This is a genomic window from Streptomyces sp. NPDC020780 (assembly GCF_044334475.1).
GTDB lineage: Bacteria > Actinomycetota > Actinomycetes > Streptomycetales > Streptomycetaceae > Streptomyces.
The window spans coordinates 272,321-285,663 of record NZ_JBIRTB010000005.1; the positions used below are offsets into that span (position 1 = coordinate 272,321).

The following is a 13,343-nucleotide window of genomic DNA, read 5'->3' on the forward strand; positions in this document are numbered from 1 at the left end:
ATGGCTGCCGACGGCCGGCCGGAGGAGCGGGGGACGACCTACCGGGAGGCGATGCGGGAGGCCCTGCGGGAGGCCCTGCGCTCCGACGAGCGCGTCTTCCTCATGGGGGAGGACGTGGGCAGGTACGGCGGATGCTTCGGCGTCAGCCTCGGTCTGCTGGAGGAGTTCGGGCCGGCACGGGTCCGGGACACCCCGCTGTCGGAGTCCGCGTTCGTGGGCGCGGGCATCGGTGCGGCCCTGGCCGGGATGCGGCCCGTCGTCGAGATCATGACCGTGAACTTCAGCCTGCTCGCGCTCGACCAGATCCTCAACAACGCCGCCACGCTGCTGCACATGTCGGGCGGCCAGCTGCCCGTACCGCTGGTGATCCGCATGACGACGGGCGCGGGACGGCAGCTCGGGGCCCAGCACTCGCACAGTCTGGAAGGCTGGTACGCGCACATCCCCGGCCTCCGTGTGCTGGCTCCGGCCACCGTGGAGGACGCCCGGCACATGCTGGCCCCGGCGCTGGCCGACCCGGACCCGGTACTGATCTTCGAGCACGTGACCCTCTACAACGCCTCCGGTGACATCGCCCGGCCCACGGCTCCCGTGGACCTGGAGCACGCCGTGACCCGCAGACCCGGCACCGACATCTCCCTGATCACCTACGGCGGTTCACTTCCCAAAGCCCTCGCCGCGGCGGACGAACTGGCCAGCGAAGGCATCGACGCCGAAGTGCTCGACCTGCGCACGCTCCGCCCCCTCGACGACGCGGCCATCACCGCCTCGGTGGCCCGTACCCACCGCGCGGTGGTCATCGACGAGGCATGGCGCACCGGCAGCCTCGCCGCAGAGGTCTCCGCCCGTATCGCCGAGGAGTCGTTCTACGAACTGGACGCCCCCGTCGAGCGGGTGTGCAGCGCGGAGGTCCCCATTCCGTACGCCCGGAAGCTCGAGGAGGCGGCGCTGCCCCAGACCGCCGGCATCGTGGCGGCCGCACACCGGACGGTGGGATGACCTATGGCCGAGTTCACCATGCCGTCCTTGGGCGCCGACATGGACGAGGGCACACTCCAGGAATGGGTGGTCCAGCCCGGTGACCCGGTCCGCAAAGGCGATCCGGTCGCGGTCGTCGAAACGGCGAAGTCCACGATCGAGGTGGAGTGCTTCGAGACCGGGACGATGGGCGAACAGCTCGTCGAGCCGGGCACGACGGTGCCGGTCGGCACGCCGCTGGCACGGATCGAGCCGGCCGGAGAACGATCGGAGAAGCCCGAGAAGCCCGAGAAGCCCGAGAAGCCGGAGAAGCCGGAGAAGTCGGAGAAGGGCCGTGGGGCCGAGAAGGACGAGGCCGAACGACCGGTCCGGCCGCCACCCCCGGCGTCCGCCCCACCCGAACCCGAGCGGGTTCCGGCACCCGTGCCGTCCGAGGCCTCCGCGCCCGTGCACACCGAGGCCGGCCCCTTGCTCCGGCACCTCGCGGAGCGCAGCGGCGTGGACCTGGAGAACCTCCGAGGATCCGGGCCCGGAGGGCGTGTCACCCGAACCGACGTCGAAGAGGCAACCGCAGCCGCCGGAGCCGTCGTTCGGCCATCGCGCGTACGGAGCACCCCGCTCGCCCGACGGCTCGCCGCCGAACTGGACGTCGATCTGGCCACGGTGACGGGGACGGGCAAGGACGGCGCCGTCCTTGCCGCCGACGTACGCAAGGCGGCCCCAGGACCGGCAACGGCGGCCCCGCCCCCGCGCCGCGGCGCCACCCCGGTGCGTCCCGCCGATGACCGGGTTGCCTCGATGCGCCACGCGATCGCCGGACTGATGACCCGCGCCAACCGGGACATCCCGCACTACTACCTGTCCACCACCATCGACATGGCCGCCGCCATGGACTGGCTGCACGAGCACAACCGGCGCAGCCCGGTGGCCGAGCGGCTGCTCCCCGCAGCCCTGCTGCTCAAGGCTGCGGCCCGGGCCGCCCGGGAGGTCCCCGAGCTCAACGGCTTCTGGGCCGACGACCACTTCACGGCCGGTGACGGAGTACACCTGGGTGTAGCGGTGTCCCTGCGCGGCGGCGGGCTCATCGCCCCCGTGCTCCACGACGCCGACGCTCTCGCACTCCCTCAGTTGATGGCCGCCTTGAAGGACCTGGTCGCCCGTGCCCGCACGGGCAGGCTGCGCGGATCCGAAATCTCCGGCTCCACCCTCACGGTCACCAACCTCGGCGATCAGGGCGTGGAAGCCGTCTTCGGCCTCATCTACCCGCCGCAGGTGGCGCTGGTCGGCTTCGGGCGGATCAGCGACCGTCCGTGGGCCGTCGACGGCCTGCTCGGTGTCCGGCCCGTCGTCACGGCCACCCTGTCGGCAGACCACCGGGCGACGGACGGCGCGGTCGGAGCCCGCTACCTGACGGCGGTCGACCGCCTCTTGCAGAACCCGAACCCGGAGGATTCATGAACCGCGCCGAAGCACGCGAGGTCGTCGAGGAATCGCTCGCCTCCACCATCCCCGACGCCGACCTCACCACGCTCGGGCCCGACGACACGTTCCGCGACGCACTCGACATGGACTCACTGGACTTCCTGAGCTTCGTGGAGACGCTCGGCGAACGCTCCGGCATCCGCATCGACGACGAGGACTCACCGAAGCTCTCCACCCTGTCGGAATGCGCGGACTTCCTCGTCGCCCGCACGGAGTCCTCCGGGAAGTAGGGAACGTCCCATGACGACGGGGGACATCGCCCCGACCCGCACGGTGGTGGCACACCACCGTGCGGAGGGTGTTATGCAGGTGTCACCCCCCACACAGTGGGCCGTTCACCAGGAGGACTTGGTCACCCCTGGTAGGTGACCGGCGTGCGCCTGGGCCCGTACGTTCAGCCGGGAGAGGCCGAACGTACGCAGGTGCCCACGGGGGCGGCCGTCGACGCTGTCACGGTTGCGCACCCGGGTCGCGCTCGCGTCCCGGGGCTGGCGTCGCAGTTCCGCCTGTGCGGCGGCCTTCACCTCGTCCGTGGCGCGCGGAGACGCCAGAACGGACTTGAGTTCGGCGCGCCGTTGTGCGTGACGCGCCACGATCCGCTTCCTCCGCTCGTTCTTCGCGATCTTGCTCTTCTTCGCCATCAGACACGCTCCCCGCGGGCTCGGATCCGGGCGACGGCGGCCTCGATGCCGATGGTGTCCACGGTCCTGACGGCCCGGGCGCTCAGCCGCAGGCGGACGTGCCGCCCCTCACCGGGCAGCCAGTAGCGCTTGTTCTGGATGTTGGGATCGAACCGGCGCGAGGTGCGACGGTGCGAGTGGGAGATCTTCTTGCCGAAGACCGGCCGGGCGCCGGTCAGCTGACAGTGCGCGGACATGAAGGTCCTGCCTTTCTCACCAGCTTATCGAGAATGGAAATCATTGTCGTATGCTACCCGTCATGGCCCGCAACGAGGTACGCCCGATCATCAAGCTCCGCTCCACCGCCGGAACCGGATTCACCTACGTGACCCGCAAGAACCGCCGGAACGACCCCGACCGCCTGGTCCTGCGCAAGTTCGACCCCGTTGCCCGACGCCACGTCGAGTTCCGCGAGGAACGCTGACCGCATCGGCCCCGCCCGAACGCCTGCACCCGATCGAGAGACCCACCCATGAAGCCTGGAATCCACCCCACCTACCGCCCGGTCGTCTTCCGCGACAAGGCCGGTGATTTCGCCATCCTCACCCGGTCCACGATGACCAGCGACAAGACCGTCGACTGGGAGGACGGACACACCTACCCGGTGGTCGACGTCGAGATCTCGTCGGCCAGCCACCCCTTCTACACCGGTACCGCCCGCGTGATGGACACCGCCGGCCGCGTCGAGCGGTTCGAGCGTCGCTACGGACGGGGCGAGGGCCGCCGATGACTTTCGACGAGCCGATGCCCGTGGTGATCGTCGCCGGACTCCACTCCGAAGCCCGCCGTGCCACGGTCGAACGGTTGTTGCGCGAGGTCTCCGGCAGCGTCGCGGTGCATCACGACCTGTCCACCGCTCCGGCGGGCACCGTGCGCCGGAGCCTCCGCGACTCCACGGGCGAGACCGGTTACGGCGAGACGCCTCTGGTCAACGACTGCGCCTGCTGTGCGCTGCGCGAGGACCTCGTGCCCGAACTGGAGCGGCTGGCCCGCGGCCGCCTCACCCGCCTGGCCGTCGTGGAGTTGTGGGATTCCGTGGAACCCCGCAGCATGGCCGAGGTCGTCGCCGCCCACGGCGGGGACGCCTTCCGGTTGACCAACGTGGTGACCGCCGTGGATCCCGCCCTCGTCCTGGCGTGCCTGTCCAACGGCGACGACCTCGCGGAGGCCGGACTGGCCGCGGCCGCCACGGACCAGCGCACCGTCGGTGACACCTTCGCGCGGCAGCTGGAGTACGCTCCGGTCCTCGCCGTCGCCGACAGCGTCGCCAACGGACCGGACGACCTGGCGCTTCTGCGACAGTTGCACCCCGGCGCACAGCAGGTCGGCGTCGCATCCGGCCGGCTGGGGGTCACAGCGGTCGCCGGCTTCGACGTGGACGCTGCGGCGGCCGCACAGCATCCGGCGTGTGCCCGTCTCCCTCACGACTGTGACGAGGAGGGAATCAGCACGCTCGTCTGGCGGCGCCGCCGCCCGTTCCACGCCGGTCGCCTCTACGAGGCGCTGGAGGATCTGTGCTGCGCGGCAGCCCGCAGCCGGGGCAGGTTCTGGCTGGCGGACCGGCCGGACAGCCTGCTGGCATGGAACGCCGCCGGAGGCGCCCTGTGCGTGGAGAGCGCCGGGCCGTGGATGGCCGCGCTCCCTGACGCCGCATGGGAGCTGATGCCGGCCGAGCGCCGCACCGCCGCAGCCGTGGACTGGCACCCCGAGCACGGCGACCGCTGCCAGCACCTCGTCTTCGTCTCCCCGGACCTCGACCGGGCGGGGCTGCTCGCACTGCTCGACTCCTGCCTGCTCACCGATGACGAACTCGCCTCCGGACCCGCCGCCTCCCGGCCCACCGGTTTCGACCAGCTCCTCGACCCCGTCATCTGATCCACCCCCCTCACACCGACCAGGGAGCCGACATGCCCCGCCTCACCCATGCCGCGCCCGCGCGCGCGAACCGGCCGAACCCGCTCGACGCGGCCGGCATCACGCACATCGACTACAAGGACACCGACCTGCTGCGGAAGTTCCTCTCCGACCGCGGCAAGATACGCAGTCGCCGCGTCACCCGTGTCAGCCGGCAGCAGCAGCGCCGGATCGCGACGGCCGTGAAGAACGCCCGCGAGATGGGCCTGCTCCCCTACTCCAGCCGCTGACCTCCACGCCCGTCACCGATTCCCCCCTCCGACCGAGAAGGACCTCATGGCCGTCCCCAAGCGCAAGATGTCCCGGAGCAACACCCGCCACCGCCGCGCCCGGTGGAAGGCGAGCCTCCCGGCGCTCGTCCCCGTCACCGTCGACGGGACCATCTCCCTGGTGCCTCAGCACCTGAGGAAGGCGTACGAACGCGGCCTCCTCCGGCCGGAGGACTGACGCACCTCCTGGACGCCCGCCTGCCCGTGACCGCCCCGACGGGCCCCTCACTGCCGGGTCTCTCACGCATCCCACGCCGACGCGCACCGGATTGCCCCCGCCGCCCGCAGCGGTCGAGTCGAGGGTCGGCCGCCCCCCGACTCGACCGCTGCGGGCGGATGACACCCAGGAGTACATACACCGCCAATTGCCTGTAATATGGTGCATATTGCCGCTTCCGTGAGGGTCTTCGTGCTGCGGGGACCCGTACGCCACCCGAGGAGGCACAGTGAAAGCGGTCGTGTACAAGGAACCCTTCAGCGTGACCGTGGAGGACGTCGAGGACCCCCGGATCGAAGCCCCCACCGATGTGGTCATCAAAGTCACCACGGCAGCCATCTGCGGTTCCGACCTGCATATGTACGAGGGGCGTACCGGTGCCGAACCCGGTATCGTGTTCGGCCACGAGAACATGGGGATCGTCCAGGAGGTCGGCCCCGGAGTCGCCCGGGTCCGCAAGGGCGACCGGGTCGTCCTGCCCTTCAACGTGGCCTGCGGCTTCTGCAAGAACTGCCTGGCCGGATACACCGGCTTCTGTCTGACCGTCAACGCGCCCTTTGCGGGTGGCGCGTACGGCTATGTGTCCATGGGCCCCTACCGGGGCGGCCAGGCGGAGTATCTGCGGGTGCCGTTCGCCGACTTCAACTGCCTGCAGCTGCCACCGGGCGAGGAGCACGAGGACGACTTCGCACTGCTGGCCGACATCTTCCCCACCGGTTACCACGCCACCGAACTGGCCAAGGTCTCGCCGGGCGAGTCGGTCTGTGTCTTCGGCGCCGGACCGGTCGGACTCATGGCGGCTTACTCCTCGCTCATCCGCGGCGCCGCCAAGGTCTTCGTCGTCGACAGGCAACCGGACCGGTTGCGGCTGGCCGAGCACATCGGTGCGACGCCCATCGACTTCGGCCAGGGTGACGCGGCCGAACAGATCAAGGACCTGACCGGCGGCGAAGGTACGGACAAGGGCATCGACGCCGTCGGCTACCAGGCGACCGCGGCCGAGGGGGAGGAACAACCGGCGCTGGTGCTCAACAGCCTGGTCGAGTCGGTCCGGCCGACCGGGATGCTCGGAGTCGTAGGACTGTACGTACCGGCGGACCCGGGGGGTCCCACCGAGTCCGCACAGAAGGGTGAACTGCTCTTCAAGGTCGGCAGGTTCTTCGAGAAGGGCCTGCGCATGGGCACCGGTCAGGCCAACGTCAAGGCCTACAACCGGCAACTGCGGGACATGATCATCGCCGGCCGGGCCACCCCCAGCTTCCTGGTCTCCCAACGGCTCCCGCTGGCCGAGGCCCCCGACGCCTACCAGCGTTTCGACCGCCGGGAGGACGGCTGGACCAAGGTCCTGCTCAAGCCCTGACGTGGTGGCCGCGCCCCTGCTTCAGCCCACGGCCCGGCGTCCCTTCCCCGGACCGCGCCACCACGCGTCCGGCCCGACTGCGGCAGCCCCGAACGGCGCTTACGTACTCCCCGGATGCCGGCAGGCCCGCGGCTTGCACCCGGCACCACAGGGGTGGTCGAAGTCGTCCTGACCGCGCTGCCGTCCGCTCACGGCGTGCCGCCCCGCCAGGCGCTCGCCGTGAGCGGCGGAACCGCGCCGTCAGTCACCGGACAGTCCAGTCGCTCGGTCGATGCCGTCGCGCTGTCGTGGCCCTTCGCGGCAGGCGACGGTACGCGTCCGGAGGCGATCAGTGCCCCTCGGCGAAGGCCCGTCCCGGCCCGCGGACGGGCAGTCACCCGCCGGAGGAAGGAGGATGGGTACAGGAGCCTCTGCGCCTCGCCTCGGCAACGGCACAGAGGTCACCAGCCAGGAGGTGTCCGGTGCGCGGGGTACTACGGGTGTACCTGGGAGCGGCGCCTGGAGTCGGCAAGACGTACGCCATGCTGGCCGAGGCGCAGCGGCGCTCCGGCCGGGGCGCCGACGTGGTCATCGCCTTCGTGGAGGATTACGGTCGGCCGCTGACGCGCCGGATGGCGGAGGGTCTGGAGTGCCTGCCGCGTCGGACGCTGAGCTATCGCGGCGGGGTCTTCTCCGAGATGGACGTCGACGCAGTCCTGGCTCGCCGCCCGCAGATCGCGCTCGTGGACGAGCTCGCCCACACCAATGTCCCCGGCTGCCGGAACGCCAAGCGGTGGCAGGACGTGGAGGAGCTGCTGGACGCGGGCATCGAGGTGATCTCCACCGTCAACGTCCAGCATCTGGAGTCGCTCAACGACGTGGTCGAGCACATCACCGGTGTCAGGCAGCACGAGACCGTCCCGGACGACGTCGTCCGGGCCGCCGACCAGATCGAACTCGTGGACATGTCGGCCGAGGCCCTGCGCCACCGGATGGCGCACGGCAACATCTACCCGGCCGGCAAGGCCGACGAGGCGCTGCACCGCTACTTCCGCGCCGGGAATCTCACCGCACTGCGCGAGCTCGCGCTGTTGTGGGCGGCCGACCGTGTGGACGAGGCACTGCTGCGCTACCGCCACGATCACGGCATCCGGCAGCCGTGGGCCACCCGGGAACGTGTCGTGGTCGCCCTGTCCGGCGGCCCCGAGGGCGAGACGCTCATCCGGCGGGCCAAGCGCACCGCATCCCACGCGGCGGACGGTGAGTTCCTTGCCGTGCACGTCACGCCGGACGATGCGCTCGCCCGCCGTTCCTCGCCGCTTCTGGACCGCCAGCGTGCCCTGGTGGAGCAGCTCGGCGGCACCTGCCGCACCATCAAGAGCGACGACGTCGCACAGGCCGTCCTGGATCTCGCCCGTCAGGTCAACGCCACCGAGATCCTCATCGGCGCCACCAGGCACAGCCGACTGCACAGACTGTTCAGCCGCGGCGTCGGCGAGGCCATCATCGAAGGGTCCGGCGACCATATCGACGTCCTCGTGGTCACACACGCCCAGGCAGCTCACAATCGACTCCTCCGCCGGCGCGGAGGAGTCGATAACCCGGACGGCACGCTGTAGATCCTTGACGATCGGCCCCCATGGCCCGTGCCGACCGCGAGGGCCTTCGGCCGGGCGACTTCACCCTTCCGGCGGACATGTCCCGCGGCCATGGGTGCGGCTCTCTCCGCTAGCCTCATGCCGGATCCGACGGCTCCCTGCCCGTGGAGACGCCCGTCCGTGCGAAACGGCCTGCCCAGCCGGCTCCGGAGATCTCGGAGGTGCCTGCCACCATGACGGATCTCGCTTTCATCGGCCTCACCGTCGCGGTCTTCCTCGTCCTCGCAATCGTCTCGAAAGGAGTCGGCCGGCTGTGAGCGCCGAGAATGCCCTGGGGCTTGCCGTCGCGGGCGGACTCGTGATCTACCTGGTGATCTGCCTCGTGTTCCCCGAGAGGTTCTGACGTGACGGACGCGCTCGCCGGCTGTCTTCAGATCCTCGCCCTGGCCGGAGCGCTGGCTCTGTCCTTCCGTCCGCTGGGCGACCACATGGCACGGCTCCTGACCTCACCGTCGCACTGGCGGGTCGAGCGCCTGGTGTACCGGGCGGGAGGTGTGGACGCGGACGCCGACCAGCGGTGGGCGGTGTACCTGAGTGGCGTCCTGGCCTTCTCCGCCGTCTGCGTGCTCTTCCTGTACGGCTTCCTGCGCCTGCAGAACCACCTGCCGCTCTCTCCGGACACACCCCACATGGACGCCGACCAGGCGTTCAACACCGCGGCGTCCTTCGTCACCAACACCGACTGGCAGTCGTACTCCGGTGAGTCCGCGCTGGGACACCTGGTCCAGATGGCCGGGCTCGCCGTGCAGAACTTCGTGTCCGCCGCCGTCGGCATCGCCGTCGTCACCACCCTGATCCGCGGCTTCACCCGGACCGGGACCGACCGGGTCGGCAACTTCTGGGTCGACCTGACCCGGGTCGTCGTGCGCCTGCTGCTGCCCCTGGCGTTCGTCTTCGCGATCGTGCTGGTGGCCACGGGCGCCGTGCAGAACCTGCACGGCGCACAGGACCTGACCACGATCGCGGGCGGCCGGCAGACGATCACGGGCGGGCCGGTCGCCTCCCAGGAGGCGATCAAGGAACTCGGCACGAACGGCGGTGGCTTCTACAACGCCAACTCCGCGCACCCCTTCGAGAATCCCACGGCCTTCAGCAACCTCATCGAGATCTACCTCCTCCTGGTGATCGCCTTCTCCCTGCCGCGCACCTTCGGGCGGATGGTCGGCGACAACCGTCAGGGGTACGCGATCGTGTCCGTCATGGTCCTCGTCTGGGCCGCCTCCGTCGCCATCATCACGGTCAACGAACTCCACAGCATCGGCAGCGCCGCGGGACATGCGGCGGGCGGCATGCTGGAAGGCAAGGAGCAGCGGTTCGGTATCTGGGCCTCGGCCCTGTTCGCCGCCTCCACCACGCTGACGTCGACCGGTGCGGTCAACAGCGCCCACGACTCCTACACGCCCGGTGGCGGCGGAATGACGATCTTCAACATGATGCTCGGTGAGATCGCCCCGGGCGGCGCCGGCTCGGGCCTCTACGGCATCCTGATCCTCGCGGTCGTCGCCGTCTTCATCGCCGGTCTGATGGTCGGCAGGACCCCCGAGTACCTGGGCAAGAAGCTTCGCGGCAAAGAGATCAAGTTCGCCTCGCTCTACATCCTCACCACGCCGGCCGTCGTCCTGATCGGAGCGGGTACCGCCATGGCGCTGCGGGGGGAGCGAGCGGCGATGCTCAACACCGGTCCGCACGGCTTCTCGGAAGTCCTTTACGCGTTCACCTCGGCCGCCAACAACAACGGCTCGGCCTTCGCGGGTCTGTCGGCCGACACGACCTGGTACAACACCGCACTCGGTCTGGCGATGCTGTTCGGCCGCTTCCTCCCCGTGATCTTCGTACTGGCCCTGGCGGGCTCCCTGGCGGGACAGCAGCACGTGCCGGTGACCGCGGGCACGCTGCCCACGCACCGGCCGCAGTTCGTCGGCCTGCTGGCGGCCGTGATCCTCATCGTCGTCGGGCTCACCTACTTCCCCGCGCTCGCGCTCGGACCGCTCGCGGAGGGACTGCGCTGATGACCACGGGTGACCGGCGGCTCTCCCCCTCCCGCACGGCTGACCGACCACCGCGGTCCGTCTCCTCCGGGCTGCTGGATCCGCGTCTCCTGCTGCGATCGGTTCCCACGGCCCTGCGCAAGCTCGACCCGCGCGTGATGACCCGCACCCCCGTGATGTTCGTTGTGGAGGTGGGAGCGGCCCTGACCACCACGTCAGCCATCCGGAACCCCAGCGTCTTCGCCTGGGTCATCACCGTCTGGCTCTGGCTGACGACTGTTTTCGCCAGCCTGGCTGAAGCCGTCGCCGAAGGACGCGGTAAAGCACAGGCCGACACCCTGCGCCGGGCACAGACCGAGACGACCGCCCGCCGGCTCGCCGACCGGCCCCGCGGCGGAGGCGACGCGGCAGAGGAACAGGTCCCGGCGGCGAGGCTGCGCCCGGGAGACCACGTGGTGGTCGAAGCCGGACAGGTCATTCCGGGGGACGGCGACGTCGTCGAGGGCATCGCCTCCGTGGACGAGTCGGCCGTCACCGGCGAATCCGCCCCGGTGATCCGGGAATCCGGCGGTGACCGGTGCGCCGTGACAGGAGGCACGAAAGTCCTCTCCGACCGGATCGTCGTGAGGATCACCTCACAACCCGGTGAGACGTTCGTCGACCGGATGATCGCACTGGTCGAAGGCGCGGACCGGCACAAGACGCCGAACGAGATCGCGCTGCACATCCTGCTCGCGTCCCTGACGATCGTCTTCCTGGTCGCCGTGGTCACCCTCCAGCCCTTCGCGACCTTCGCGGGTGCCGAACAGCCCATCGTCGTCCTGGTCGCTCTCACGGTCGCGCTGATCCCGACCACGATCGGCGCGCTGCTGTCCGCGATCGGGATCGCCGGGATGGACCGGCTCGTCCAGCGCAACGTCCTCGCGATGTCCGGACGGGCCGTGGAAGCCGCAGGCGACGTCAACACCCTGCTGCTGGACAAGACCGGCACCATCACCCTCGGCAACCGCCAGGCCGCCGCGTTCCTGCCCGTACAAGGAGTGGCCGTTGCCGAACTCGCGGACGCCGCCCAGCTCTCCTCGATCGCCGACGAAACCCCTGAAGGCCGCTCCATCGTGGTACTGGCCAAGGAACAGCACGCGCTGCGCGGCCGCGTCGAGGGGGAACTCGCCCACGCCAGGTTCGTGCCGTTCACGGCGCAGACCAGGATGAGCGGGGTGGATCTCGACGACGGACGGGAGAGACGTTCCCTGCGCAAGGGCGCCGCGACCTCGGTGATGAGCTGGGTGCGTCAGGCCGGAGGAAGTCCCACCCCGGACGTCGGCGGAATCGTCGACGGTGTCTCCGCCGGCGGTGGCACACCTCTGGTCGTCGGCGAAGTGCTGCGCAGCGAAGGCCGGTGCTCGGCCCGCGTGCTCGGCGCCATCCACCTCAAGGACGTCGTCAAGGCCGGTATGCGGGACCGCTTCGGCGAACTGCGCGAGATGGGTATCCGCACCGTGATGATCACCGGCGACAACCCACTGACCGCCCGGGCGATCGCCGACGAAGCGGGCGTGGACGACTTCCTCGCCGAAGCCACGCCCGAGGACAAGCTGAGGCTGATCCGGCGGGAGCAGGCCGGCGGAAAGCTGGTCGCGATGACCGGAGACGGTACCAACGACGCCCCCGCGCTCGCCCAGGCAGATGTCGGCGTGGCCATGAACACCGGTACCTCGGCGGCCAAGGAGGCCGGCAACATGGTGGACCTGGACTCCAACCCGACCAAGCTCATCGAGATCGTCGCGATCGGCAAGCAGTTGCTGATCACACGAGGAGCCCTGACCACCTTCTCGATCGCCAACGACGTCGCGAAGTACTTCGCGATCATCCCCGCGATGTTCGCGACGGTCTATCCAGGTCTGGACCGGCTCGACATCATGCGTCTGCACAGTCCGACGTCCGCGATCACCTCGGCGATCGTCTTCAACGCCCTGATCATCGTGGCGCTGATCCCGCTGGCCTTGCGTGGCGTTCGCTACCGGCCCTCGTCGGCGTCACGGCTGCTCAGCCGCAACATCTGGCTGTACGGCGTGGGAGGGCTGGTCGCTCCGTTCGCCGGCATCAAACTGATCGACCTGCTCGTCCCGTTCGTCCCCGGCCTGCACTGATCCAGAAAGCGGTTCGGCATGTCCCGTCCACTCGGCCCCGTCCTCCGGCAGCACCTGGCAGCGCTGCGGATGCTGCTGGTCTTCACCGTGGTCACCGGACTCGCCTATCCACTGGCCGTCACCGGCATCGCGCAGGTCGCCTTCCCGCATCACGCCAACGGATCGCTGATCGACACGGGTGGGCGGCCCGTGGCCTCCGGCCTGATCGGCCAGAGTTTCCCCCTCCTCCAGAACGGGGAGGGCACCGGCCGCCCCGACCCGAAATGGTTCCAGCCCCGCCCTTCCACCAGCTCGTACGACCCTCTGGCCTCCGGTGCCTCCAACCTCGGTCCCAACAATCCGACGCTGGTGGCACGAGCGAAGGAGCGCCGCGCAGCACTCTCCGCGTTCGACGGGGTGCCACCCGGTGACGTACCCGCCGACGCGCTCACCGCGAGCGGTTCCGGACTCGACCCCGACATCTCCCCCGCCTACGCGTACGAGCAGGTCGATCGCGTGGCCCGGGCACGGGGGCTCCCACGCTCCACCGTTCGCGGCCTGGTCACCGCGCACCGCCAACGGCGCGCCCTCGGCTTCCTCGGCCAGGAGCATGTCAACACTGTGCAGCTCAACCACGCCCTGGCCCGGCTCGGGTGAACCGCTCTCCCGGGGTCGAAGCCGGCCCACCG

At 70.0% G+C, this 13,343-nt stretch carries 16 protein-coding genes; 14 read left to right on the forward strand and 2 right to left on the reverse strand.

The genetic code is table 11. From position 1 onward, the window contains the following. Genes ACH4VO_RS11875 through ACH4VO_RS11885 form a run of 3 tightly spaced genes read left to right on the forward strand, consistent with a single transcriptional unit; the run spans position 1 to position 2,690 of the window. Positions 1-999 carry an alpha-ketoacid dehydrogenase subunit beta gene (locus tag ACH4VO_RS11875; protein WP_360988021.1) on the forward strand — a complete coding sequence of 333 codons (999 nt, stop codon included), beginning with the start codon at positions 1-3 and terminating at the stop codon, positions 997-999. 3 nt (positions 1,000-1,002) lie between these two features. Continuing rightward, positions 1,003-2,436 (forward strand): dihydrolipoamide acetyltransferase family protein, encoded by a 1,434-nt coding sequence (locus tag ACH4VO_RS11880; RefSeq protein ID WP_360988023.1) that lies wholly within the window; start codon positions 1,003-1,005, stop codon positions 2,434-2,436. Then, positions 2,433-2,690, forward strand: a complete 258-nt coding sequence (locus ACH4VO_RS11885) for a phosphopantetheine-binding protein (RefSeq protein ID WP_360988025.1) — start codon at positions 2,433-2,435, stop codon at positions 2,688-2,690. The genes ACH4VO_RS11880 and ACH4VO_RS11885 overlap by 4 nt, the downstream gene beginning before the upstream one ends. Before the next feature lie 105 nt (positions 2,691-2,795). Here the strand turns inward: ACH4VO_RS11885 and rpsN are convergent, their stop codons facing one another. Together rpsN and rpmB are read right to left on the reverse strand one after the other, a co-directional pair. After that, entirely contained in the window at positions 2,796-3,101 is a 306-nt protein-coding gene (rpsN, locus tag ACH4VO_RS11890; RefSeq protein WP_360988027.1) for a 30S ribosomal protein S14, read from the reverse strand. Continuing rightward, positions 3,101-3,337 carry a 50S ribosomal protein L28 gene (rpmB, locus tag ACH4VO_RS11895; protein ID WP_360988029.1) on the reverse strand — a complete coding sequence of 79 codons (237 nt, stop codon included), beginning with the start codon at positions 3,335-3,337 and terminating at the stop codon, positions 3,101-3,103. The genes rpsN and rpmB overlap by 1 nt, the downstream gene beginning before the upstream one ends. A 62-nt stretch (positions 3,338-3,399) precedes the next feature. Here rpmB and rpmG point away from each other — a divergent pair, with 62 nt between their 5' ends. The 11 genes from rpmG (at position 3,400) to kdpC (ending at position 13,311) form a co-directional block, all read left to right on the forward strand. Then, complete coding sequence (gene rpmG, locus ACH4VO_RS11900) at positions 3,400-3,564, forward strand: 50S ribosomal protein L33 (protein ID WP_360988031.1); 165 nt, start codon at positions 3,400-3,402, stop codon at positions 3,562-3,564. Between the two features lie 48 nt (positions 3,565-3,612). Beyond that, positions 3,613-3,870, forward strand: coding sequence for a type B 50S ribosomal protein L31 (locus ACH4VO_RS11905; RefSeq protein WP_069169232.1), 258 nt, complete (start codon positions 3,613-3,615; stop codon positions 3,868-3,870). Beyond that, complete coding sequence (locus tag ACH4VO_RS11910; protein ID WP_360988033.1) at positions 3,867-5,015, forward strand: GTP-binding protein; 1,149 nt, start codon at positions 3,867-3,869, stop codon at positions 5,013-5,015. The genes ACH4VO_RS11905 and ACH4VO_RS11910 overlap by 4 nt, the downstream gene beginning before the upstream one ends. A gap of 32 nt (positions 5,016-5,047) precedes the next feature. After that, positions 5,048-5,284, forward strand: coding sequence for a 30S ribosomal protein S18 (gene rpsR / locus ACH4VO_RS11915; RefSeq protein WP_360988036.1), 237 nt, complete (start codon positions 5,048-5,050; stop codon positions 5,282-5,284). 46 nt (positions 5,285-5,330) lie between these two features. Continuing rightward, positions 5,331-5,501: a 50S ribosomal protein L32 gene (rpmF, locus tag ACH4VO_RS11920; protein WP_360988038.1), complete on the forward strand. Its 171-nt coding sequence runs from the start codon at positions 5,331-5,333 to the stop codon at positions 5,499-5,501. 268 nt (positions 5,502-5,769) lie between these two features. Then, on the forward strand, positions 5,770-6,900 hold the full coding sequence (locus ACH4VO_RS11925; protein ID WP_360988040.1) for a glutathione-independent formaldehyde dehydrogenase: 1,131 nt from the start codon (positions 5,770-5,772) through the stop codon (positions 6,898-6,900). A 461-nt stretch (positions 6,901-7,361) separates the two neighbouring features. After that, positions 7,362-8,498, forward strand: coding sequence for a universal stress protein (locus ACH4VO_RS11930; protein ID WP_360988042.1), 1,137 nt, complete (start codon positions 7,362-7,364; stop codon positions 8,496-8,498). Between the two features lie 292 nt (positions 8,499-8,790). Then, positions 8,791-8,880 (forward strand): potassium-transporting ATPase subunit F, encoded by a 90-nt coding sequence (locus ACH4VO_RS11935; RefSeq protein WP_360988044.1) that lies wholly within the window; start codon positions 8,791-8,793, stop codon positions 8,878-8,880. 1 nt (position 8,881) lies between these two features. Then, positions 8,882-10,546, forward strand: a complete 1,665-nt coding sequence (kdpA, locus tag ACH4VO_RS11940) for a potassium-transporting ATPase subunit KdpA (RefSeq protein ID WP_360988046.1) — start codon at positions 8,882-8,884, stop codon at positions 10,544-10,546. Beyond that, positions 10,546-12,675 carry a potassium-transporting ATPase subunit KdpB gene (gene kdpB / locus ACH4VO_RS11945; RefSeq protein ID WP_360988048.1) on the forward strand — a complete coding sequence of 710 codons (2,130 nt, stop codon included), beginning with the start codon at positions 10,546-10,548 and terminating at the stop codon, positions 12,673-12,675. Before kdpA ends, kdpB begins: the two co-directional genes overlap by 1 nt. An 18-nt stretch (positions 12,676-12,693) precedes the next feature. Next, complete coding sequence (gene kdpC / locus ACH4VO_RS11950; protein WP_360988050.1) at positions 12,694-13,311, forward strand: potassium-transporting ATPase subunit KdpC; 618 nt, start codon at positions 12,694-12,696, stop codon at positions 13,309-13,311. Positions 13,312-13,343 lie beyond the last annotated feature (32 nt).

Bases quoted from the DNA above. Each gene is read 5' to 3' on its own strand.
- rpmG (WP_360988031.1), top strand. From the start codon at position 3,400: ATGGCCCGCAACGAGGTACGCCCGATCATCAAGCTCCGCTCCACCGCC.
- rpmF (WP_360988038.1), top strand. From the start codon at position 5,331: ATGGCCGTCCCCAAGCGCAAGATGTCCCGGAGCAACACCCGCCACCGC.
- kdpB (WP_360988048.1), top strand. From the start codon at position 10,546: ATGACCACGGGTGACCGGCGGCTCTCCCCCTCCCGCACGGCTGACCGA.
- ACH4VO_RS11905 (WP_069169232.1), top strand. From the start codon at position 3,613: ATGAAGCCTGGAATCCACCCCACCTACCGCCCGGTCGTCTTCCGCGAC.
- ACH4VO_RS11875 (WP_360988021.1), top strand. From the start codon at position 1: ATGGCTGCCGACGGCCGGCCGGAGGAGCGGGGGACGACCTACCGGGAG.
- rpmB (WP_360988029.1), bottom strand. From the start codon at position 3,337: ATGTCCGCGCACTGTCAGCTGACCGGCGCCCGGCCGGTCTTCGGCAAG.
- ACH4VO_RS11910 (WP_360988033.1), top strand. From the start codon at position 3,867: ATGACTTTCGACGAGCCGATGCCCGTGGTGATCGTCGCCGGACTCCAC.
- ACH4VO_RS11880 (WP_360988023.1), top strand. From the start codon at position 1,003: ATGGCCGAGTTCACCATGCCGTCCTTGGGCGCCGACATGGACGAGGGC.
- kdpC (WP_360988050.1), top strand. From the start codon at position 12,694: ATGTCCCGTCCACTCGGCCCCGTCCTCCGGCAGCACCTGGCAGCGCTG.
- rpsN (WP_360988027.1), bottom strand. From the start codon at position 3,101: ATGGCGAAGAAGAGCAAGATCGCGAAGAACGAGCGGAGGAAGCGGATC.
- rpsR (WP_360988036.1), top strand. From the start codon at position 5,048: ATGCCCCGCCTCACCCATGCCGCGCCCGCGCGCGCGAACCGGCCGAAC.
- ACH4VO_RS11885 (WP_360988025.1), top strand. From the start codon at position 2,433: ATGAACCGCGCCGAAGCACGCGAGGTCGTCGAGGAATCGCTCGCCTCC.